Here is a 22,247-nt window from a genome sequence, read left to right on the forward strand (position 1 = left end):
GCCCTCGACTCAGGCGGTGAGCGCCTGCTCGATCGCGTCGACGAACGCGGGCAGGTCGTCGGGGTTCCGCGAGGTGATGAGGCCGCCGTCGACCTGGACCTCCTGGTCGACCCACTCCGCACCGGCGTTCCGCACGTCGGTCTGGAGCGACGGGAACGAGGTGATCGTCCTGCCGGAGACCACGCCCGCCTCGATGAGCGTCCACGGGCCGTGGCAGATCGCCGCGACGGGCTTGCCGGCCTCGGCGAACGCCTTGACGAGGGCGACCGCGTCCGCGTCCTGGCGGATGGTGTCGGCGTTGATCGTGCCGCCGGGGACGACGAGCGCGTCGTAGTCGCCTGCTCCGTTGACACTGCCGATGGTGGTGTCGACGGACACCGACTTGCCCGGGTCCTTGTCGCCGACGAGGGTCTCGATCGAGCCGGACTCCTGCGCGGCGACGGTCACGTCCGCGCCGCGCTCACGGAGCTGGTCGGTGGGGACGACGATCTCGTCCTGCTCCACACCGTAGTTCGTCGCGATGACGAGGATCTTCTTGCCGTCGAGGGCTGCCATGGTCGCTCCTTCCGGGCCGGGATCGTCCGGCCACACCTGCGGTCGAGGGTCCTGACCGCAACGACCACCGTCGTCGGGGAGCGCTGGACGCGTTCGCAGTCCGGAGCCGACGTTCAGCCGCGGACGCGGAAACCGGCCCCTTCACGCTCGACCGTGAGCCCGTCGTACCCCGCGATGCGCGGCAGCCCCTCGGTCACCGGCGCCGAGAGGGTCCCGACGACGACCGTGGTGGCACCGGACGCGAGCGCGGCCTCGACCCCGGCGGGAGCGTCCTCGAACGCCAGGCACCGCTCGGCGGGGACCCCGAGCAGGGCGGCACCGCGCAGGTACCCCTCGGGGTGCGGCTTGCTCCGCTCGGCGTCCTCCGACGGCACGAGGGCGTCGGGCACGGGGACCCCGGCGGCGACCATGCGCTTCACGGCGAGGTCCCGCGGGGCACTCGTCACGAGCGCGATCGGGACCCCCGCGTCGAGCAGTCGCCGGACGAAGGCGGCGGCGCCGGGGACCTCGACGATGCCGTCGGTGGAGTCGATCTCGGCGGCGATCATCGTCGCGACGATCGCGCGCTGGTCCTCCGGCGACAGGTGCGGCAGGAAGCGCTGCACGGTGTCGATCGTCTGCCGACCGTGCGAGAAGCCGAGGATCTCGGCCGGGTCCACTCCGTGCTGTTCGCCGAACCTCGTCCACGCGGCCTCGACCACCGTGGTCGAGTCGACGAGCGTCCCGTCCATGTCGAACAGGACCCCGGACACCACGACGTCGATCACACCGTCGACCCTAGCCGCGCCGAGACTCGGCCCGGCGGACGAGACTCGCGTCCCGGAGCGCGAGTCGTGTCCGCCACCACGAGACTCGGCACCGCAGCGCACCGCCCCACCCGCGTGCCGCCCCGCGTCACCCCCGCGCCCGCACCCACCGCGTCAGCAGCACCCCGCCGTCGCCGAGCAGCACGTGCGCCGGCCGCATCCGCCGCAGCTCCGGCGAGGACCCGGTCGCGATCCGCGGCCCCTCCCCGCCCTCGAGCGACGGGTCGATCGTCAGCGTCAGTTCGTCCACCGCGTCCGCCGCCACGAGCGCCCCGAGGAACGACGGCCCGCCCTCGCAGTGGATCCGGTCCAGCCCCCGCGCAGCCAGGGCGTCCCGCAGCGCATCCACGTCCACAGCAGTGGAGCCGCACTCCACCACGTCCGCGACGGACGCCAGGGCCTTCCCGGACGACGACGCGGCTCCCGACCCAGAGGTCAGCACGATCGGTCGCACCGGCGCCTCGGTGAAGACCCGCGACGACGCGTCCATCGACGCCGAGTTCGTCACGATCGCGAAGACCGGGTGGTCGGGCATCCCGTGCGCCCGGCGCCACGCCACGTCGGCGTCTTGCAGCACCATCGGGCCGTACGCCTCGTCGCGCACGGTCCCCGCGGCGACCAGCACCACGTCGGCGGTCCGGCGGAGCAGGTCGAACACCCGCAGGTCGTCGTCCCCGCCGAGCGAGGCGGTGCGGCCCGAGGCGGAGGCCGACCCGTCGAGCGTCGCCACGAAGTTCACGCGCAGCCACGGCCCCTCGGGCACGGAGGCGGTGTAGAGCTCGAGCAGGTCGTCGTCGGACAGGTCCGCGACGGACGGGGGCAGGACGGTCACGTGTTGTGCCTCGCTTCCACGGGTTCGCGCCAGCCGAGGACCGCCTCGACCATGCGCATGGCGTCGACGCTCTCGACCACGTCGTGCATCCGGACGATCCGGGCGCCGAGCATCGCGCTGACGGTCGCGGCAGCCAGGGATCCGGGCAGGCGCTCGCCACGGGGGCGTCCGAGCGACTCCCCCACGAAGTCCTTGTTCGACACCGCAGCGAGCACCGGGTAGCCGAGCGCGACGACCTCGGGCAGCCGCCGCGTGACCTCGAGCGTGTGCACGGTGTTCTTGTTGAGGTCGTGCCCCGGGTCGACGATGATCCGCGACTCGGGGATGCCCGCGGCGAGTGCCCGGTCCACGCGCTCCTGCAGGAACGCCACCACCGAGGCGGTCACGTCCGCGTACGTCGGCGGCTCTGGCAGGTGCTGCCGGGGCGGCGCGGTCGAGTGCGTGATGACGATGGTCGCGTCGGAGTCCGCGACCACGGACGCCATCCGCGGGTCGGAGAGTCCGGTCGTGTCGTTGACGACGCTGGCCCCGGCCGCGATCGTCGCCGCGGCGACCTCGGGTCGGAAGGTGTCGACCGAGATGACGACGTCGGACTGCTGCGCGAGCTGGGACACGACCGGCAGGACGCGGTCGAGCTCGTCCGCGGCGGACAGCTCCGGGCCGGGTGCGAACTTCACCCCGCCGATGTCCACCCAGTCGGCGCCCTGGTCGGCGGCGCGCACGGCGGCCTCGACGGCCCGGTCGAGCGCGAAGGTCGCGCCCTTGTCGTGGAACGAGTCCGGCGTGCGGTTGACGATCGCCATGACGGCGACGCGGTGGTCGAAGTCGAAGGTGCGGCGGCCGATGGTGCGGATCGGGTCGCGCAGGTCCGGCACCACCCAGCCGGGTGCGGTGGACACGGCCGGGAGGCTCGTGGCCGGCTGCTCGGTCGTCATGCGTCCGCCCCGTGGTCGGTCCCGGCAGCCATGGCAGCGCCCGCACCCGCGCCGATGAGCGCGATCGCCTCGGCACGGCCCGCGGCCTCGGCGAGGCTGCCGGTCGCCGCGACGGTCACCGTCGACGACCCCGACTGCCGTTCGCCCCGCGCGGTGACGCACTGGTGCCGGGCGTCGAGCACGACGAGCACGCCCGCGGCGTCGAGCCCCTCGGCCACGGCCGCCGCGACCTGCTCGCCGAGCCGCTCCTGCAGCTGCGGGCGCGAGGCCACGGCGTCGAGGACGCGGGACAGGGTGCCGAGGCCGATGAGCTGCTCCCCCGGTGCGTACGCCAGGTGCGCGACCCCGATGAAGGGCAGCAGGTGGTGCTCGCACATCGAGCGGAACCGGACCTCGCGGACGACCACGAGCTGGCCGCGCTCGCCGTCCTCGGAGTGCACGGCGCCGTCCCGGGCGATCGCGGTCGCGTCGACCCCGATGCCGGCGAAGAACTCGGCGTAGGAGTCGGCGACGCGGGCCGGCGTCCGCTCGAGCTCGGGGCGGTCGGGGTCGTCGCCCACGGCGAGGAGGAGCTCGCGCACGGCGGCTTCGATGCGCGCGCGGTCCAGACGTTCGTTCACCTGTTCATCCAACACCGTGTCTGGCCGCAGAACGCGACCCGGCACCCGGGGTGCCGTACCCCGTCCAGGTGGGGCGTGCCTCCCGGCCGGATCGGTGACCGCCGTACCAGCGCGACCCGCCGCACTCCCAGCGTTCTGTAAACTCCTTCGGTGAGCGCCCAGCAGACCGACACCCCGCCCCGGAACCGCTTCGCATCCGGCCTCGACCGCTTCTTCTCGATCACGCAGCGCGGGTCGAGCATCCCCCGCGAGGTCCGTGGTGGCCTCGTCTCGTTCGTGACGATGGCGTACATCGTCATCCTCAACCCGCTCATCCTCGGTGGGTTCAGCCAGGACCAGGCGCCGCACGACGTCCTCGGTGGCTGGCTGCAGAACGCCCAGGTCGCCGCGGCCACCGGCCTCGTGGCCGGGGTCATGACGATCGCGATGGGACTCGTCGCGAACCTGCCGTTCGGCATCGCAGCGGGGCTCGGGATCAACTCGTTCCTCGCCGTGAGCGTCGTGCACCAGGTGACCTGGGCCGAGGCGATGGGCCTGGTCGTCATCAACGGCGTGGTGATCGTCATCCTGGCGCTGACCGGCATCCGGACGATGATCTTCACGGCGGTGCCCGCGCAGCTCAAGGCCGCGATCACGGTCGGCATCGGCCTGTTCATCGCCTTCATCGGGCTCGTCGACTCGGGCTTCGTGCGCACCACGAAGAACGCGTCGCCGCCGCTGCAGCTCGGCGAGGACGGCTCCGTCGCGGCCCTGCCGACGATCGTGTTCCTGATCGGCCTGGTCGTCATCGGCACGCTCATGGCGCGCAAGGTCAAGGGTGCGCTGCTCATCGGCATCATCGGCACGACGATCGTCGCGATCGTCCTGCAGGCGATCTTCAAGGTCCCGACCTCGGTGGACTCGCCGACCGGCTGGAACCTCAACGCACCGGGGCTGCCGAGTGCGTTCTTCGCGCTGCCAGACCTGTCGCTCGTCGGGCACGCGGACGTGTTCGGGGCGTTCACCCGCATCGGTCCGGTCGCCGCGTCGATGCTCGTCTTCACGCTCGTGTTCACGAACTTCTTCGACGCCATGGGCACGATGACCGGGCTGGCGAAGGCCGCCGGGGTCGCGAAGCCCGACGGAACCTTCCCGCGCCTGAAGTCCGCGCTCGTCGTCGAGGGCGCCGGGGCGATCGCCGGCGGTGGTGCCTCGGTGTCGTCGAACACGGTGTTCATCGACTCCGCGTCGGGCATCGGCGAGGGCGCCCGCACGGGCATGGCCTCGGTCGTGACGGGGCTGCTGTTCCTGGCGTCGATGTTCCTCACGCCGCTGACCCAGGTCGTGCCGCTCGAGGTCGCGGCCGCCGGGCTCGTCGTCGTCGGTGCGCTCATGGTGGCGCAGGTGAAGGACATCGAGTGGACGGACTTCGGGGCGGCGCTGCCGGCGTTCCTGACGATCGTCGTGATGCCGCTGACGTACTCGATCGCGAACGGCATCGGTGCGGGCTTCATCAGCTGGGTGCTCATCAAGCTGCTGTCCGGCCGCGGGCGCGAGGTCTCGTGGCTGCTCTACGTCGTCGCCGCGGGCTTCCTGCTGTACTTCGCGCGCGGCCCGCTCGAGGCCCTGCTCGGGGTGGGGTAGCGGGGCCGGCTCGCCGGTTCGTCCCGGCTCGTTCCCGCAAGACGCAACGTGGGCGGTTCCTCGCAGCGACATTCCGCTGCGCGGAGCCGCCCACGTTGCGTTTCGCGAAGAGACCGTCCGGCAGTCCGGCCTGGAGGCTCGGGGTCAGTCCCGCAGGTCCGCCGGCTTGGCCTCGTGGCGGCGCCGGCCGTCCGTGCGCCGGTCCTCCTTCATGCTCGCTTCGTACAGGTGGCGCTTCCCACCGACGAGCTGGTCGCGAGCGGTCTGCTCGAGCTCCTTGGCGAGCGCGTAGTAGTTGTCGTCGTAGTCCTCGACGATCTGGAACGTCCACCGCCCGTCGATGACGTTCCGCCCCACCAGCTCGGTGTCGATCCGCTCCGCGAGCTCGGTGTGACCCGCCTTCCGGAGCTGCTCGACTGCGTCCCCGAGGTTGAGGTCCGCCGTCCCCGTCAGCCGGTGGAACCCGTAGAGCAGGCCACGGGCGTGCTCGAGCACCTCGAGGGCGGCCGACAGCGTGCCGAGGGCCTCGACGGTCGCCTCGGACACCCCCTCCGGTACCTGGTGCGCGTCGTCGGGACCCTGGCCGTCGTCGTGTCGCTCGTCAGTCATGCACCCCGTCTACCGGAGCGGTGCTCGGGGCGCTCCGAGCGAGTCACTTCGTGGCGTTCGGGTGGTGGGTGTGGACGTCCAGCAGGTGCACGACCCGCTCGGTCTCGTCGACGACGAACCAGATCCGCGCACCGCGCTTGAGCTCGATCTGCCGTCGTGTCCACGAGCGACCCGCGTGCGCGACGGTACCGAGCTCCCCGCGGAGCGCGTGGCACGCCAGGTCCTCCGTCAGCGGATCGGCGGACAGCCGGTCCCAGGCCGTGGCGACCGCGTTCCGTTGGGTGGCGACGAGGTCTCGCCAGCCGGACTCCGCCGATCTCGTGGCGAAGACGATCGTGTACTCCGTCGTCCGGACCGGGCGCGGGACGGCACTGCGGCGCGCCACGACTCAGGGACGGTCGACCGCGATGGGTTCGTCGAGGGGGTCCGGGACCGATCGGTCCCACCCGGCCGCGATGGCCTCGGCCGAGTTGCGCCACGCCTGCATCTCGAGCAGCAGGGCCCGGGGCTGCCGGAGGGAGAACGAGCCGCGGGCGATCTCCACGATCTCCTTCGCGAACCGCTTCTGGTCCTCGCCGCTGAGGAGCTTGATCCACGGGTACGGGATCGCCAGGCGGTCGTGCAGGGGCAGTCGGTCGTCCACGGTGATCGCTGCGATCAGCTGTGCAGCGATGTCGAGCACGGCCTCGTCGTCGTCGGAACGCTCCTTGGTGGTGAGGACGAGAGGCTTGCCGTCGCGACGGGTGACCTCGAGCGGCTCGGTCTCCGCCGCGGCGAAGACGTCCTTGGCGTGCCGGGACAGGTCCGAGGACTGGACGGAGCGACGTCGGCGCACGGGCGCGGTGAGGGTCATGCAGCAACAGTATTCAGAACACGTTCTGAACACAAGCGGCTGCCGGCCCGGCCGTGGAGGAGACTCGCCACCTCATGCCGTCGGCACCGGCAGCCGCGCTGGGGCCTCGGCCGCACGCCGCTCCATCAACCGCCACGACCCCCCGAGCAACGGCGACAGCGTGACCACCGTGTAGACCACCGCCACGACACCGAACGTCGCCGTAACGCCGATGCCGTCCGCCGCGATCCCGCCGAAGAGCCCGCCGAGGGGGATGCCCGCCCACGACCCCGCGGACAGCAACCCGAACACCCGGGCCCGCATCGGCCCCGGGATCCGCTCGAGCTCGACCGCGCCGAGGATGGGGTTGAGCGCCCCGGCCGCGAGCCCGGACACCGCGCACGCACCGAGCATCCACGGCAGCCCGAGCCCGAGTGCCGGCACCACGAGCGACGGCCCGCCGGCGAGCACGAAGCAGACCACGAACGTGATCCGGCGCGGCAGCCGGTGCGCCACGTACCCGAACGCGAGCGACCCGAGGAACGCCGCCCCGCCGTAGGTCCCGCTGACGATGCCGAGCGACTGTGCGCCGTCGAGCACCCGGTCGGCGTAGAGCGGGAGCAGCGCTGTGGACCGTGCGGCGTCGAGCAGGTTCGTCACGAGCACCAGGGCGATCACGAGCCGGAACAGCGGGTCCCGCACGCAGAACCGCAGCCCGGCCCCGAGGTCCCGCCAGTAGCCCGCGGAACGCTCGGCCGGCGCCGCGTCCGGCGCCGGGTGCACCGTCGCCCCGCGGAGCGTCAGCACCGCGAGCACCGCCGCCGCCGCGAAGACCGACGCGGTGACCGCCAGCGCCGGCAGCGGTCCGACGGCCCCGACGAGCAGCCCGGCAGCCGGCGCACCGAGCAGCACGGAGAACCGGACGGACGCCTCGAAGTGCCCGACCGCCCGTTCGAGCGGGACACCCGCGGCCGTCGCGAGCCCCGGCAGGAGCACCCGTCGCCCGGACTCCCCCGGGGTGTCGAACAAGCCGCCGAGGAACACGAGCACGAGCAGTCCCCACGACGGCAGCCCGACCGTCCACGCCAGGAGGGGGACCGCGGCGAGGGTCACCGCGCTGACGAGGTCCGACACCACGCTCGACCGGACGAACCCGAACCGCTCCACGAGCACGCCGCCGAACGCCCCGCCGAGCACGATCGGCACCGTCGCCGCGAACGCCGCGATGCCGACGTCGGTCGCGGACCCACCGCGCGAGAGCACCACGAACGGCACCGCGATGGTCGTCGCGACGTTGCCCGTGCGCGAGACGACCTGCACCGCGAGGAGCGACCGCAGCCGCCACCGCGCGTTCACGGCCGTGCCGACCGGTAGCTCTGCACGACCGCCGTCACACGCTCGGAGCCGTCGCCCGCCACGTGGTCGGCGCTGACGGCCTCCCACCGGTCGAGCACGCCCTGCAGTTCGGCGCCGAGGTCCCGCAGTTCGTCCACCGTCAGCCGGAGCACCCGGTCGCCGCTGTTCGAGGCCGCGACCCACTCGCGACCGAGTGCCGGGACGTGGTCGATGAACGCCCGGTACTCGTCGGCGTACGCCTGGGCGACGGTGTGGTCGAGCGCCGTGGCGGCGAGCATCCGGTCGGGGTCGTCGAACGCGTCGGCCAGGTTCCACGACGTGTGCTGCGCCGTGGCCCGCCACCAGCGCTCACGTCGGTCGGTGCCGAGTTCCGGCGCGGGTTCGATGAAGCCCGCGGTCGCGAGTCGCCCGCAGTGGTAACTGATCGTCCCGGGCGCCTCGTCCACCTGCTCCCCGAGCATCGCAGCGGTCTGCGGACCGCCGGAGCGCAGCAGCCCGACGATGCGCAGCCGGGTCGGGTGGGCGAGCGCCCGCATGTGGGCTGCGTCGTCGAGTCGCTGGACGTCCATGACTCGACGATAGATCCACAAGAATCGTTGCGCAACACTTCTTGTGGATCGGACTGGAGGATCGCCCCGCGTCGGTCGAGCGCGCTACGGTGCCGACATGGCCAGGTGGGTCGCGCTGCTGCGCGGGGTGAACGTCAACGGGATCACGATCCGGAGCGCGGAGCTCGCGGCGCTGTTCCGCGAGCTCGGGTACGAGGACGTGCGCACGGTGCTCGCGTCGGGCAACGTCGTGTTCACCGCGGACGGGGACGCCGCCTCGGTCACGGGCGCCGTCGAGCAGGCCTTGCGCGACCGGTTCGGCTACGACGCCTGGATCGTGCTCGTCCCGCACGGCCGGCTCGCCGCGATCGTCGACGGCTTCCCGTTCCCGTCCGGTCCCGACCGGCACGACTACGTCGTGTTCGGTTCAGCGGCCCCGGCGCTCGACGCCCTGCTCGAGGACCTGACCGTCGACGAGTCGGTGGAACGGGTCGCGCGGGGTGACGGCGTCGTGTACTGGTCGTGCCCGAAGGGCTCCAGCACCGACACCGCGTTCGCGAGACGGGCCGCCGCCGCACGCTTCAAGCGCACGACGACGACCCGCAACACGAACACCCTCCGGAAGCTCCTGTGACCCGCCGCGGTCTCCACCACGTCGAGTTCCGCGTCGCGGACCTCGACGCCGCCGTCCGCTCGTGGGGCTGGCTGCTCGACGCGCTCGGGTGGGCGCCGTTCCAGGAGTGGCCGGACGGCCGGAGCTGGCGACTGGACCACACGTACCTCGTCCTGGAGCGCGCCCCGCTCCCCGGCGGACACGATCGACGCCGGCCGGGCCTCAGCCACCTCGCGCTGCACGGCGGGAGCGCCGCCGACGTCGCACGGATCTGGACCGGGGCGCCGGGGCACGGGTGGCGACGGCTCTACGAGGACCGGCACCCGCACGCCGGTGGACCCGACCACCACGCGGCGTTCCTCGAGGACGCGGAGCGCGTGAAGGTCGAGGTCGTCGCCGACGTCGAGGACTGATTCGCCGCGCTCAGGACTGCGCGGGCTGGCCGTTGCTCGCGGTCGTGCCACCGTCGACGGGCAGCACAGCGCCCGTGACGTAGCTCGCGGCGTCGCTCGCCAGGAACAGGATCACGGCGGCGACCTCCTCGGGCCGCCCACCGCGGCCGAGCGACACCCGCTCGGCGAACGCGTGCTGGAGTTCCTCGTCCTCCGCCTGCTGCTGGGTCATGTCCGTCCAGACGAGCCCGGGCGCGACGGCGTTCACCCGCACGCCGAACTGCCCGTTGTCGAGCGCCGCGGCCTTCGTGAAGTTCGTCACGCCGCCCTTCGCGGCGTTGTACGGGCTCATCCGCCAGTCCGCGTCCGTCCCGGACACCGACGAGGTGTTGACGACGGAGCCCTTCGTCTCGCGGAGGAACGGCAGCGCCGCACGGGTGCCGTAGAACACGCTCGACAGGTCCGTGTCGATGACCCGGCGCCACTCGTCCGGCTCGATGTCGGTGATGTCGCCCGAGGTGAAGGTCCCCGCGTTGTTCACGAGGACGTCGACCCGGTCCCAGCGGTCGACCGCTGCAGACACGATCGTCTCCCACGCTGCCGGGTCGGCCACGTCGGCGCGCACGGCGACCGCGCGGCCCGTCGGCAGCGAGTCGGCGACGGCCCGGACCTTCTCCTCGACGCTGTCCACCAGGAGCACGGCGGCGCCCTCGTCGACGAAGGCGCGCGCGGTGGCCTCCCCGATCCCCGATCCCGCTCCGGTGACGATCGCGACCTTGCCCGCGAACCGCTCGTCCATGTGTGTCTCCTCTCGTTGCACGGTCAGTGCCGCAGGAGACGCCGTCGGCCCGGGCGGGCACGGGGGACCACGGTGCCCGGGCACGGCTGGGGGCGTTGCCAGCCGGACCCGACGGACGAGGCGCGGTGCGGGACGGACCCGCACCGCGCCTCCAGTACGGCCGCCGTCGTGCCGGCCGCCGTCAGGCGGTGGTCTCGTCGATCTCGAACGCGCGGTCGAGCGAGATGGTCGGGATCGACGCGGTGATGACCGAGCCGTCCGCGCGCAACGTGCCCTGGATGTCGCTGGTCGTCGGCGCGTGCCCGCTCATCCGCGGCCCGTGGTGCGGCAGCGGGACGACGGTCGGCTCGCCGGCCGGGACCTCCCACTGCTGGTTGTGCACCCACGCGGTGAAGCCGTCGCCGGTCTCGACCGTGAAGGTCATCTGCTCTTCCTCGAGGTCGACGCGGATCCGAGAGCCGTGCACCGTCAGGCGGTAGGTCAGGCGGTCCCAGTCCTTCGGCAGGCGCGGGTTGAACGACATCCGTCCGCCGTGGTCGCGCATGCCGCCGAAGCCGTTGACGAGCGCACCCCAGATGCCACCGGTCGAGGCGATGTGCACGCCGTCCGCGGTGTTGCCGTGCAGGTCGGCGAGGTCGACGTACAGCGCCGTCTGGAAGTACTGCGCCGCCAGGTCGTGGTAGCCGACCTCGGCCGCCATGATCGACTGGACGACCGCGGACAGGGTCGAGTCGCCGGTCGTCAGGGCGTCGTAGTAGTCGAAGTCCCGGCGCTTCTCGGCCGCGGTGAACTCGTGACCCTGCAGGAACAGCGCGAGCACGACGTCCGCCTGCTTGAGCACCTGGAACCGGTAGATCACCAGCGGGTGGTAGTGCAGCAGCAGGGGGCGCTTGGAGTCGGGCGTGTTCTCGAGGTCCCAGAGCTCCTTGTCGAGGAACTGGGCGTCCTGGGGGTGGATGCCGCGGTGCGGGTCGAACGGGATCTCCATCGACTCGGCGGCGTGCTCCCACTCGACGACCTCGGCCGGGTCGAGGCCGGTGCGCCGGACCATGCGGCCGTACTCCTCCGGGTCGTCGACGGCGAGCTCGTGGCAGGCGTTGACGGCGAACCACAGGTTCGCCCGGGCCATGACGTTCGTGTAGAGGTTGTCGTCGACGACCGTCGTGTACTCGTCCGGCCCGGTGACGCCGTCGATGTGGAACTTCTTGTCGCCGTTCGAACGCCAGAAGCCCAGGTCCGCCCACAGCCGTGCGGTCTCGACCAGGATGTCGATCGCTCCGCGCTTGAGGAAGTCGCGGTCCCCCGAGGCGCGCACGTACTGCATGAGCGCGTGGGCGATGTCCGCGTCGATGTGGTACTGCGCGGTACCCGCGGCGTAGTACGCCGAGGACTCCTCGCCGTTGATCGTCCGCCACGGGAACAAGGCCCCGCGCTGGTTCAGCTCGCGGGCCCGGGAGCGGGCGGCGTCGAGCATGTTGTAGCGGAAGCGCAGCGCGTTCCGGGCGGCGATCGGTGCCGTGTACGACAGGAACGGCAGGACGTAGATCTCCATGTCCCAGAAGTAGTGCCCGCCGTACCCGGACCCGGTGACGCCCTTCGCCGCGATGCCGTGCCCGTCGGTCCGAGCGGTCGCCTGCGCGAGCATGAACAGGTTCCAGCGGACGGCCTGCTGGATCTCCGGCTGCCCGGGGATCTCGACGTCGCTGCGGGTCCAGTAGTCGTCCATCCAGGCGCGCTGCTTGTCGAACGTCTGGTCGACCGTCTCGGCGCGGGCCCGGTCGAGCGTCCGGTCGCAGCGGTCGCCGAGTTCACGCGCCGGCACGCCGCGGGACGTGTGGTAGACGAGGTGCTTCACCAGCCGCGTCGGGACGCCCCGGCGTGCCTGCACCCGGTAGACGTGCTTGGCCAGGTCGTCCTCGATCGAGGAGCTCTCGTCCCAGTGGTTGTCGGTCTCCAGGTGGTGCTCGACCCCGACGCAGATGGTCATGCCCGAGCTCGCGGCCTGGTAGCCCAGCAGGGAACGGCCGGCGGTGCTGCGCTTGAGCTTCGGCTCGAGCACGCGCTCGGTGAACGCCTCGGCCTTGCGCGGGTCGAAGGCGTTCGCCGCGGCGCGCATGCCCGCGTGGTACTCGTCCTGGACGTCCTGGCGGTTCAGGATCTGGCTCGACAGCAGGAGCGAGGCGTCCGCGTCGAGCACGGTCACCTCGTAGTCGATGACCGCCAGGTGCCGGTCGGTGAAGGACACCAGCCGGCGGGAGCGGATGAGCACCCGCTTGCCGGACGGCGTCGACCACTCCGTCTCGCGGTACAGGTACCCGCCGCGGAAGTCGAGGCGCCGGGTGTGCCGCAGGATGTCGGCCTCGGCCAGGACGAGCGGCTCGTCGTCGACGTAGAGCCGGATCACCTTGGCGTCCGGTGCGTTGATGATGGTCTGTCCGGTCTTGGCGAAGCCGAACGCGTCCTCGGCGTGCCGGATCGGCCACGTCTCGTGGAAGCCGTTGACGTACGTGCCGTACTGGACGCCGCCGCGGCCCTCGTCGAGGTTGCCGCGCAGGCCCAGGTACCCGTTGCCGACGGCGAAGTTCGTCTCCGCGACGCCCTGCTCGTCGGGGGCGTACTCGGTCTCGACGAGCGCCCACTCGTCCACCGGGTAGCGGACGCGGTCCAGGGGGTCGGAGGTGATGGGGTTCATGCAGTGTGCTCCGTGGGAGGGAGTGCGGGGTGGGTGGGGTGGTGCCGCGATGGGGTCGCGTGGTCAGGCGGGGAGCTGGTCGACGAGCTCGTCGAGGTCGCTGACGACGACGTCGGCACCGTGCGCGCGGAGGGCGTCCGCGCCGGCGCCGCGGTCGACACCGACGACCAGGCCGAAGGCACCGTTCCGGCCGGCTTCGACGCCGCTCGTGGCGTCCTCGACCACGACGCACTCGGCGGCGGTCCGTCCGAGGCGCTCCGCGGCGTCGAGGTACGTGTCCGGCGCGGGCTTGCCGGCGAGGCCGTCCTGCCGCGCGACGAGCCCGTCGACGACGACCTGGAAGCGGTCGAGGATGCCCGCCGTGCGGAGCACCTGGGTGGCGTTCGCGGAGCTCGACACCACGGCGACCTGCACCCCGGCGTCGATCGCGGCGGTGAGGAAGCGCAGGGAGCCCGGGTACGGCTCGACGCCGTGCTCGGTCAGCTCGGCGGTGAACTCGGCGTTCTTGCGGTTGCCGAGCCCGCACACCGTGTCGGCGTCGGGGGCGTCGTCCGGGGTGCCCTCGGGCAGCTCGATCCCGCGCGAGGCGAGCAACGAGCGGACCCCGTCGTAGCGGGGCTTGCCGTCGATCGAGTCGAAGTAGTCCTGCTCGGTGTACGGCGCGACGCCGTGTGCGGCCAGGTACGGGGTGAACAGCCGGCTCCAGGCGCGCATGTGCACGTCGGCCGTCGGCGTGAGGACGCCGTCGAGGTCGAACAGGAGCGCTCGCGTGTCGGCGAGTCGCGCGGGGGTGCGCCGGTCCGGCATCGTCATCGGGGATCCTCTGCTCGCGGTGATCGGTTCGGCTCGGATCGAGTCTAGGACCGCTCCAGCCCGGACACCCAGGCTCGCCGGGCAGGTGTGGAGAACCGTTCACCGGGTGCCGATCCGCGCGACGGTTGCCGTTCCGCGCATCGGGTGCCGTTCCGCGCGTCGAACGTCGTTCCTCCCGTCCTCCGACGCGCGGATCGGTCTCCCATGTCGGGTGCGATGGGCAGGAACGCGCACCAAGGTGCGTGGATGACGGACGGGAGGCACGGGTCGACCCCGCCCCGTACCTCCCGTCCGTCAGCCGCTCGCCTCGAGCGGTCGCGTCAACGCAGGGTGCGGCCGCGGAGCGTGCGCACCCAGTCCTCGATCGCCGCGCTGATCTGGGCGCGCGCCTCGGCACGCGAGATCGTCGCCGGCCGGTCGCCGGGCTGGTCGCCGTAGGCGCCGAAGTCGGCGTGGTTCGCGCCCTGGACCTCGACCATCCGCGCGGTGGTGGGCAGCTGGTCGCGCGCAGCGGCGACCTTGTCCGGCGTCGACAGCCCGTCCCGCGACCCGGAGACGCTGAGGACGTCGATGTACGAGCGGGCGATGTCGTTCGCGCAGTAGCTGCCGAGGAGCAGCAGGCCGTCGGCGTCCTGCGCGAGCTGGCACGCGCGGACCCCGCCGAGGGAGTGCCCGCCGACGGCCCACGTCGTGACGCGCGGGGCGTGCGCCTCGAACGTCGCGAGCGGGCGGGTGTCGAAGAACGCCAGGTTCAGCGTCGGCTTCGTGATGACGACCGTCGTCCCCGCGGCGACGACCTGCCGGAACGTCGCCATGTACGCGTACGGATCGACCTTCGCGCCGGGGATGAACACGATGCCGGTCCCGTCCGCGGTGCCGGTCGGGGTCATCAGCACGGCGTCGCCGACGTCACGGACCGCCACGCGGTCGTCGCGCCACACCTGCAGCGCAGCGCTCCGGGTGCCCTGCATGACGGTGTTGGCGTACACGAGGAACACCACCGCGAGCAGCACGACGACGGCCAGGGTCCAGGCGGTCCACCTGCGGGCACGGTGCACGGTCAGTCCTCCTCCGGCCTGTGGGCCGTGACGGTCAACCAGCGCTCGTCGGCGCCGGGACGGGTGGTCTCGCGGACGGTGACCCCGCGCCAGCCGGCGGCGGTGACCACGGCGGCGAGGGCGTCCTCGGTCCAGTAGGTGAACCAGCGGGGATCGTCGAGCTTGCGGTCGCTCCACCCGTCGCCGTCGCCGCGCTTGACCGTGGCGGCGAGGACGCCGCCGGGGCGGACCGCGCGGCGGGCGCGGTCGAGGACCGGGCCGGTGTCGTCCCGGTCCACGTGCAGCAGGACGGCGTTGGCGAACACGGCGTCGTACGGGCCGCCCCAGGGCGTCGGGACCCCGCCCGCGTCGCGAGGGCCGTCGTCGTCCCGGACGTCGAGCAGGCGCGCGTCGTGTCCGGCCGCCCGGAGACGGTCGACGAAGGCGGCGGCGCCGTCGGTGCGGTCGACGCGGAGACCCGCGGCCTCGAGGGCGTCCGCGTCCCGACCCGGGCCCGACCCGAGCTCGAGCACGTGCGACCCGGCGGGGACCAGGGCCAGCAGGTCGTCGACGAGGCCCGCGCGGTGGTCGTCGGTGCGCTCGGCGTAGCGGTCGGCTCCGCGTTCGTAGGCGAGCAGGGTGCGCTCGGCTGCGAGCCCGCGGACCATCACGAGCTCGTGCCGGCCGTCCGGGAGTTCGTCGCCCGGGGTGTCGGTCAGGGTGAAGCCGGCGCGCTCGTAGGTCCGTCGGGCGCGGTGGTTGTCCGGCATCACGGCGAGCTCGAGGCGAGCGGCACCGTGCTCGGCCATCGCTCGGGCGACGGCGTCGATGAGCGTGCGGGCGAGGCCGCGACCACGGGCCTCCGGGGCGACCCACATCGAGATGAGCTCGGCGACCGCGGGGTCCTCTGCGGACGGGACGCCGGTCGCCATGCCGACGGGGCGGCCGGGCGCGGGTTCGGGCGTGCGCTCGGGCGCCTGCTCGGGTGACCGGTCGTGCTCGACCGCGAGCAGGTCGACCGCGCCCGGCAGCGACAGTCGGCCGCGCCAGCGGTCCTCGGGGGCGTCCTGCCAGTCGGCGAGCCGGGAGCCGAAGGCCTCCGGGGCGTCGGTGAGGGCGGCGAGCCGGACGGGGCGCCACGTGGCCCAGTCTTCGGCCGTCACCCGGCGGAGCGCGATCGTCACGGCTCGACGGTACCGCCGCCACCGCCGGGCCGCCGCCGGCAGCACCGGCCTGGACGCCCCCGGGCCGTGGTGGAGCAGAAGACGTCGGGTGCGCCCTGGACCACCCGACGTCTTCTGCTCCACCGATGGGGCCGCGCGGGACCCGGGCGACACCGTGCGGGTCAGGAGGTCGGCGTCAGGTCGTACATCGTGACGCCGTCGACCGTCTCGGCCTCGTAGTGCGCGGCGACCCACTCGGCGATCTGCTCGGCGGCGTCGCTCCCGCTGCTGTTCGAGCCCCCGGCGCCCGAGCTGCCGCCGACGAACCAGTGGATCTTCCCCGCCGCGACGAGCCGCTGGAACTCCTTCAGGGTCGGCGCGGGGTCGGTGCCGTTGTAGCCGCCGATCGCCATCACCGGGTCGCCCGTCGCGAGTTGGTAGCTGGCGGCGCTGTTCGACCCGACCGTGGCGGCCGCCCAGGTGTAGTCGTCGGCGTCGGCGCTCAGGGCGGACACCACGGCGTCCGACACCTCGGTGGACCCGCCGAGCAGGTTCATGCCGCCGCCGGTGCCGCGGGTGGGTGCCTGGCCCTGCGTCTGCGTCTGCGAGCCGCCGTCGGCCTGGCCGCCGGGTACCGTCGCGCCCGTCGCCCCGCCGGGGCCTCCCTGCCCAGCCGTTCCGGTCCCGTTCTGGCTTCCGGGGCCGCCCTGGCCGCCGGTCCCGGTCTGCCCACCGGGCCCGCCCTGGCCGCCGGGGCCGCCCTGCCCACCGGGGGCACCGCCTCGACCGCCGCCGAAGCCGCCGGATGAGACGCTCGGTCCGGCCGTCGGCAGCGCCCCGGTGTGCCCGACCGTGGTGGTCTGCACCGAGAACGCCGTCGGACCGAGCAACGCCGCGACGAGCACGGTGGCGACCGTGGCACCGGCGAGACCACGACCCCGCGGCGGCAGCTGGACGAGCACCGCCCCGGCGAGGGTCGCGGCCACGACCACCCACCGGATCCAGGGCTGCCACGACGACGCCTGGGACAGCAGGGCGAACGACCACGCCCCGGAGAGCGCCACGACGGCCGCGGCGACCATGCGCCAGGCGAGCTCGCCCCGGCGCTGCCAGAGCAGTCCGGCGCCGACGCCGACCAGTCCGGCGATGTACGGCGCGAGGGCCACCGTGTAGTAGGGGTGGAAGATCCCGCCCATGAAGCTGAACACCAGGCCCGTGACGAGCAGGGACCCGCCCAGCACGAGCACGGTCGCGAGCCGAGGGTCGGTCCGCCGCCGGACCCCGACCGCGACGAGGGCGACCACGAACAGGGCGAGCGCGGTCGGCAGGAGCCACGTGACCTGCGTGCCGAACTCCGAACCGAACAGCCGTGTCAGCCCGGTCGATCCCCACGACCCCGCACCGGTGGTACCGCCGGGGACGACGCTGCCGGTCTCGTCGCCCGTGACCCGACCGAGGCCGTTGTAGCCGAAGGTCAGCTCGAGGAAGCTGTTCGTCTGCGAGCCGCCGACGTACGGCCGGGCCGACGCCGGCACGAGCTCGACGATCGCGACCCACCACCCGGCGGACACCACCACGGCGAGCGCCGCGGCGAGCAGGTGCCCGATCCGCCGGAGGACCGGCCGGGGCGACGCGACGAGGTACACGCCGACGAGCGGCGGGAGCACGAGGAACGCCTGCAGCTGCTTCGTCAGGAACCCGAGCCCGACGAGCACCCCGGCCCAGACCACCCAGCGCATCCGGCCCGATTCGACACCGCGCAGGGTCAGGGCGATCGCGCCGACGGTCAGCAGCACGAGCAGCGCGTCGGGGTTGTCGTAGCGGAACATCAGCGTCGCCACCGGCGTCGTGGCGAGCACCGCCCCCGCGACGAGCGCGGCCCCGGCCGAGAACCGCCGCCGGACGATCCGGTACAGGACCGCGACCGACGCGACCCCCATCAGCGCCTGCGGCATGAGGACCGCCCATGAGTTCAGCCCGAACAGCCGCACCGAGATGCCGATCACCCACAGGAACGCCGGTGGCTTGTCGACCGTGATCGCGTTCGCGGCGTCGGAGGACCCGTAGAAGAACGCCTCCCAGCTCTGGCTGCCCGCCTGGACGGCCGCCGTGTAGAACGCGTTCGCCCAGCCGTTCACGCTGAGGTTCACGACGTAGAGCACGCCCGTCGCGAGCAGCAGGCCGAGGAACGCCGGACGCTCCCACCGGGCGGCGTCGGCCCGGCCCCGGACGAGACCGACCAGGCGCTCCCGGACACCGTGGGGGCGGGTGGGTGGTGGCAGCAGGCGGGGTCGCTCGGCGGGGATCGTCTCGGTCATGTCCCGAGCGTGCGGCGCGGAGGTTCGCGGACGCCCGCTGCTGCCTTGGACGCGCCTAAGGGACCGCCGGGCGGGTGCTGTCGACGCAGGGCGGGGACCGCTTCACCGCCCGAGCGGCCGACTCCACGCCACCTCGCGCCCGAGCTGTCCGCTCGCACGGAACAGCTCGACCTGGGTCGTCCCGGCGAGCACGGTGACGAGCTCCTCGCGGTCGGCGGGAGCGAACCCTGCCAGCGCCGTCCCCGTGCCGGAGCCGCGGAGCGCCGGACCGACGGCGACGCTGCGGAGGAGGACGTGCCTCCCGTCCGACCCCGTCTCGTACCCGGTGGAGGCGACGACGGAGCCGGGCGCGTCCCGGACCACCCACAGGCGGACCGAGGGTTCGGCGAGTCCGGCGACCGTCAGGTCGCACGCGGTCAGGAAGGCGTGGAGCTCCGGGACGTCGGCCGCGTCGACGCGCGTCGGGCGCAGCTCAGGACGGAAGGCCCCCACCCCCGTTCGGCGCGAACCGGTACCCCATCCCCGACTCCGTCACCAGGTACCGCGGGTGCGACGGCTCGGGCTCGAGCTTCCGCCGCAGCTGCGCCATGTACAGCCGCAGGTACCCGGAGTCGTTCCCGTGCGTCGGACCCCACACCTCGGTCAGGAGCATCTCGCGGGTCATGAGCCGCCCGGGGTTCGTCACGAGCACCTCGAGGAGCCGCCACTCGGTCGGCGTCAGCCGGATCGCTGGGCCGGACGGCGGGGTGACCTGCTTCGCGACGAGGTCCACCACGAGCTCCCCGATCACCACGGTGGGGGTCGCCCCGGCGGTCGCCGCGGCGGTGGCCTGCCGGCGGCCGAGGGCCCGGAGGCGGGCGAGCAGCTCGTCCATCTGGAAGGGCTTCGTCACGTAGTCGTCCGCCCCGGCGTCGAGTGCGTCGACCTTGTCGGACGAGTCCGTCCGCCCGGAGAGCACGAGCACGGGCACCTGGGACCAGGCGCGGATGCCCTCGAGCACACCGATGCCGTCGAGCCGCGGCATGCCGAGGTCGAGCATCACGATGTCCGGGCGCTCGGTGATCACGGCGTCGATCGCGGCACGGCCGTCGCGGGCGGTCGCGACCTCGTACCCGCGGGCGGCGAGCGTCACCGAGAGCGCACGGACGAGCTGCGCGTCGTCGTCCGCGATGAGGACCTTCGTGCTCACTTGACATCCACTCCCAGGTGTCCGGCGATCGGCAGCCGCACGACGACGGTCAGGCCGCCGCCGGGGGTGTCGTCGACCTCGATCGTGCCGCCCATGCCCTCGGTGAACCCGCGCGCGAGCGCGAGTCCCAGCCCGAGGCCGGTGTCGTTGTCGGTGTCACCGAGCCGCTGGAACGGCTGGAAGACGTCGTCGCGTCGGTCCTCGGGTATGCCGGGTCCGTGGTCGGCGACGCGGAGTTCGACCCCGCCGCCGAAGGCGCTCGCGGCGACGCGGACACGGGTGCCGTCCGGCGCGTAGCGGCTCGCGTTCGCGAGCAGGTTCACGACGACGCGCTGCAGCAGCACGGGGTCGGCGAGGACGGGCGGCAGGTCGCCCGGCAGGTCGAGGTCGACGTCGTCCGGTCCGAGCTCGAGTTCGTCGAGGGCGGGTGCGACGACCGTCTCGAGGGCGGTCGGCAGCGGCGTGACGGCGAGCACCCCGGCCTGCACGCGGCTCACGTCGAGCAGGTCGGCCAGCAGACCCGCCAGCTGCCGCAGGCTCTCGTCGGCGGTGGTGAGCAGGGCCTCCCGGTCGGCCGGCGACAGCTCGATGTCGGCGGCGTGCAGCGTCTGCACGGCCGCCGACGCGGCCGCGATCGGCCGTCGCACGTCGTGGCCGACCGCCGCGAGGATGGCGCTCCGCACCCGGTCCGCGGCCGCGATGCGCTCCGCGTCGACCGCGGTGCGGGTCAGCTCCCGGTGCTCGACGGCGGCGTCGAGCTGCTGCTCGACGACCCGCAGCAGGCGGCGCTGGGTCGGGTCGTCGGGGGCGCCGGAGAACTCCAGGACGGCACCGGACGGGAGGCTCGTGGTCGCGTCCGGCGCGCCCGCGAACGTGCCCGACGTGGCCGGGACCTCGTCGCCCTGCCGGATCCGCACGCCGGTGAACCCGAACGCCTCGCGCGTCCGGTCGAGGAGCGCCTGCAGGGCGTCGTCGCCGCGGAGGACGCTGCCGGCGATCCCGACGAGGAGCCCCGACTCGGCCGCCGCCCGACGGGCCGCACGGCTCCGGCGCGCGGACCGGTCGACCACGAAGCTGACGAGCACGGCGCTGATCACGTACATCACGAGGGCCACGAGGTGCCACGGCTGCTGGACGGTGACCATGTAGAGGGGTTGCACGAAGAAGAAGTCGAGGCTCAGCCCGGACAACACCGCCGTGAAGACCGCGGGCCACATCCCGCCGGTGAGCGCGACGACGAGCACGAGCAGCTGGTACGACAGCACGTCGACCGTGATGGCGTCCGGGTCGTTGCCGAACGACAGGAGCCAGGTCAGGAGCGGCCCGAGCACGAGGGACACCGCGAAGGCGGCGACGATCCGGGCCCGGGACAGGCTGCCGCCGAGCTTCGGCAGCGCGAACCCGCCGCCGGCCCGTTCGTGCGTGACGACGTGCACGTCGATGTCGCCGGACTCCTGGATGACCGTGTTGCCGATGCCGGGGCCGGTGATGGCGGCGGCCAGCCGCGTGCGCCGACTGACGCCGATGACGATCTGGGTCGCGTCGATCGACTTCGCGAAGCGGACCAGGGTGGTCGGCACGTCGTCGCCGACGACCTGGTGGTACGTCCCCCCGAGCTGTTCGAGCAGGGTGCGCTGCTTGCCGAGGGCGCCCGGGTGCCGGACGCGGAGCCCGTCGTTCGTCGTGACGTGCACGGCCGCGAGCTCGCCACCGGCGCTGCGGGCCGCGATGCGGGCACCGCGGCGCAGCAGGGTCTCGCCCTCGGGGCCGCCGGTCAGGGCGACGAGCACGCGCTCGCGGGTCTCCCAGCGGTGGTCGATGCCGTGCTCGGCGCGGTAGGCCTTGAGCGCGTCGTCGACCTCGTCGGCGAGCCAGAGCAGGGCGATCTCGCGCAGGGCGGTGAGGTTGCCGAGCCGGAAGTAGTTCGACAGGGCCGCGTCGATGCGGGCCGCCGGGTAGACCAGCCCGTCCGACAGCCGCTCGCGCAGGGACGCCGGGGCGAGGTCCACGACCTCGATCTGGTCGGCGGCGCGGACGACGGCGTCGGGGACGGTCTCGCGCTGCACCGTGCCGGTGATCTCGCGGACGACGTCGCCGAGGGACTGCATGTGCTGGATGTTCACGGTCGAGATGACGCTGATGCCCGCGGCGAGGAGCGCCTCGACGTCCTGCCACCGCTTCTCGTTCTGGCTGCCGGGGGCGTTCGTGTGCGCGAGCTCGTCGACCAGCGCGACGTCGGGGGCCCTGGCGACGACGGCGTCGAGGTCCATGTCGTCGAGGGACACCCCGCGGTGCTCGACGACCCGGCGGGGGACGACCTCGAGCCCGTCGACCAGGGCGGCGGTGGCAGCACGTTCGTGGGTCTCGACGACGGCGACCACCACGTCGCGGCCCTCCGCCTGCATGCGGTGCCCCTCCTCGAGCATCGTGAACGTCTTGCCGACGCCGGGGGCCGCGCCGAGCAGGACCCGCAGTTTGCCTCGCTTCACGGGGTCATCCTCTCGCTGTTCGGTGC

General features: G+C 73.1%; 22 protein-coding genes. 3 read left to right on the forward strand and 19 right to left on the reverse strand.

Annotated elements, in window-relative coordinates; translation table 11 throughout:
• Positions 1 to 9: 9 nt before the first annotated feature.
• The 5 genes from LQK89_RS15960 to folE form a co-directional block, all read right to left on the reverse strand.
• Entirely contained in the window at positions 10 to 555 is a 546-nt protein-coding gene (locus tag LQK89_RS15960) for a type 1 glutamine amidotransferase domain-containing protein (protein ID WP_231049670.1), read from the reverse strand.
• A gap of 113 nt (positions 556 to 668) precedes the next feature.
• Positions 669 to 1,322: an HAD-IA family hydrolase gene (locus tag LQK89_RS15965; RefSeq protein WP_231049671.1), complete on the reverse strand. Its 654-nt coding sequence runs from the start codon at positions 1,320 to 1,322 to the stop codon at positions 669 to 671.
• A 127-nt stretch (positions 1,323 to 1,449) separates the two neighbouring features.
• Positions 1,450 to 2,193 (reverse strand): pyrimidine reductase family protein, encoded by a 744-nt coding sequence (locus tag LQK89_RS15970; protein WP_231049672.1) that lies wholly within the window; start codon positions 2,191 to 2,193, stop codon positions 1,450 to 1,452.
• Positions 2,190 to 3,128: a dihydropteroate synthase gene (folP, locus tag LQK89_RS15975; protein WP_114849312.1), complete on the reverse strand. Its 939-nt coding sequence runs from the start codon at positions 3,126 to 3,128 to the stop codon at positions 2,190 to 2,192. The genes LQK89_RS15970 and folP overlap by 4 nt, the downstream gene beginning before the upstream one ends.
• Positions 3,125 to 3,748 carry a GTP cyclohydrolase I gene (gene folE, locus LQK89_RS15980; protein ID WP_231049673.1) on the reverse strand — a complete coding sequence of 208 codons (624 nt, stop codon included), beginning with the start codon at positions 3,746 to 3,748 and terminating at the stop codon, positions 3,125 to 3,127. Before folE ends, folP begins: the two co-directional genes overlap by 4 nt.
• 150 nt (positions 3,749 to 3,898) lie before the next feature.
• On the opposite strand from folE, the gene LQK89_RS15985 reads away from it, so the two are divergent.
• Positions 3,899 to 5,371, forward strand: a complete 1,473-nt coding sequence (locus tag LQK89_RS15985; RefSeq protein WP_174777305.1) for an NCS2 family permease — start codon at positions 3,899 to 3,901, stop codon at positions 5,369 to 5,371.
• 144 nt (positions 5,372 to 5,515) lie between these two features.
• Here the strand turns inward: LQK89_RS15985 and LQK89_RS15990 are convergent, their stop codons facing one another.
• The 5 genes from LQK89_RS15990 to LQK89_RS16010 form a co-directional block, all read right to left on the reverse strand.
• The gene (locus LQK89_RS15990; protein WP_058740737.1) at positions 5,516 to 5,980 is read right to left on the reverse strand and encodes a hypothetical protein; all 465 of its coding nucleotides are present in this window, start codon (positions 5,978 to 5,980) and stop codon (positions 5,516 to 5,518) included.
• 43 nt (positions 5,981 to 6,023) lie between these two features.
• Entirely contained in the window at positions 6,024 to 6,365 is a 342-nt protein-coding gene (locus LQK89_RS15995) for a hypothetical protein (protein WP_231049674.1), read from the reverse strand.
• Between the two features lie 3 nt (positions 6,366 to 6,368).
• On the reverse strand, positions 6,369 to 6,833 hold the full coding sequence (locus LQK89_RS16000; protein ID WP_175326865.1) for a prevent-host-death protein: 465 nt from the start codon (positions 6,831 to 6,833) through the stop codon (positions 6,369 to 6,371).
• Positions 6,834 to 6,905: 72 nt separating this feature from the next.
• Entirely contained in the window at positions 6,906 to 8,168 is a 1,263-nt protein-coding gene (locus tag LQK89_RS16005; protein WP_231049675.1) for an MFS transporter, read from the reverse strand.
• Entirely contained in the window at positions 8,165 to 8,737 is a 573-nt protein-coding gene (locus tag LQK89_RS16010; protein WP_058740733.1) for an ArsR/SmtB family transcription factor, read from the reverse strand. Before LQK89_RS16010 ends, LQK89_RS16005 begins: the two co-directional genes overlap by 4 nt.
• A gap of 97 nt (positions 8,738 to 8,834) precedes the next feature.
• Here LQK89_RS16010 and LQK89_RS16015 point away from each other — a divergent pair, with 97 nt between their 5' ends.
• Both LQK89_RS16015 and LQK89_RS16020 read left to right on the forward strand, forming a co-directional pair.
• Positions 8,835 to 9,350 (forward strand): DUF1697 domain-containing protein, encoded by a 516-nt coding sequence (locus LQK89_RS16015; protein WP_174777303.1) that lies wholly within the window; start codon positions 8,835 to 8,837, stop codon positions 9,348 to 9,350.
• On the forward strand, positions 9,347 to 9,742 hold the full coding sequence (locus LQK89_RS16020) for a VOC family protein (RefSeq protein ID WP_231049676.1): 396 nt from the start codon (positions 9,347 to 9,349) through the stop codon (positions 9,740 to 9,742). The genes LQK89_RS16015 and LQK89_RS16020 overlap by 4 nt, the downstream gene beginning before the upstream one ends.
• 10 nt (positions 9,743 to 9,752) lie before the next feature.
• Here the strand turns inward: LQK89_RS16020 and LQK89_RS16025 are convergent, their stop codons facing one another.
• The 9 genes from LQK89_RS16025 to LQK89_RS16065 form a co-directional block, all read right to left on the reverse strand.
• Positions 9,753 to 10,520 carry an SDR family NAD(P)-dependent oxidoreductase gene (locus tag LQK89_RS16025; RefSeq protein WP_058740730.1) on the reverse strand — a complete coding sequence of 256 codons (768 nt, stop codon included), beginning with the start codon at positions 10,518 to 10,520 and terminating at the stop codon, positions 9,753 to 9,755.
• A 181-nt stretch (positions 10,521 to 10,701) separates the two neighbouring features.
• Complete coding sequence (locus LQK89_RS16030; protein WP_058740729.1) at positions 10,702 to 13,212, reverse strand: glycoside hydrolase family 65 protein; 2,511 nt, start codon at positions 13,210 to 13,212, stop codon at positions 10,702 to 10,704.
• A gap of 63 nt (positions 13,213 to 13,275) precedes the next feature.
• Positions 13,276 to 14,025: an HAD family hydrolase gene (locus LQK89_RS16035; protein ID WP_144803805.1), complete on the reverse strand. Its 750-nt coding sequence runs from the start codon at positions 14,023 to 14,025 to the stop codon at positions 13,276 to 13,278.
• Positions 14,026 to 14,345: 320 nt separating this feature from the next.
• A complete protein-coding gene (locus LQK89_RS16040; RefSeq protein WP_231049677.1) occupies positions 14,346 to 15,083 on the reverse strand; it encodes an alpha/beta hydrolase in 738 nt (245 codons plus the stop codon).
• Between the two features lie 2 nt (positions 15,084 to 15,085).
• Complete coding sequence (locus LQK89_RS16045; protein WP_231049678.1) at positions 15,086 to 16,246, reverse strand: GNAT family N-acetyltransferase; 1,161 nt, start codon at positions 16,244 to 16,246, stop codon at positions 15,086 to 15,088.
• Positions 16,247 to 16,407: 161 nt separating this feature from the next.
• On the reverse strand, positions 16,408 to 18,543 hold the full coding sequence (locus tag LQK89_RS16050; RefSeq protein ID WP_231049679.1) for a glycosyltransferase family 39 protein: 2,136 nt from the start codon (positions 18,541 to 18,543) through the stop codon (positions 16,408 to 16,410).
• Positions 18,544 to 18,645: 102 nt separating this feature from the next.
• Entirely contained in the window at positions 18,646 to 19,035 is a 390-nt protein-coding gene (locus LQK89_RS16055) for a GNAT family N-acetyltransferase (RefSeq protein ID WP_231049680.1), read from the reverse strand.
• Positions 19,016 to 19,732 (reverse strand): response regulator, encoded by a 717-nt coding sequence (locus LQK89_RS16060; protein ID WP_058740724.1) that lies wholly within the window; start codon positions 19,730 to 19,732, stop codon positions 19,016 to 19,018. The genes LQK89_RS16055 and LQK89_RS16060 overlap by 20 nt, the downstream gene beginning before the upstream one ends.
• Positions 19,729 to 22,221: an ATP-binding protein gene (locus LQK89_RS16065; RefSeq protein WP_231049681.1), complete on the reverse strand. Its 2,493-nt coding sequence runs from the start codon at positions 22,219 to 22,221 to the stop codon at positions 19,729 to 19,731. The genes LQK89_RS16060 and LQK89_RS16065 overlap by 4 nt, the downstream gene beginning before the upstream one ends.
• Positions 22,222 to 22,247: the final 26 nt, after the last annotated feature.

Origin of the sequence: Curtobacterium sp. C1 (assembly GCF_021049325.1) — a bacterium.
GTDB classification, from domain to species: Bacteria; Actinomycetota; Actinomycetes; order Actinomycetales; family Microbacteriaceae; genus Curtobacterium; species Curtobacterium citreum.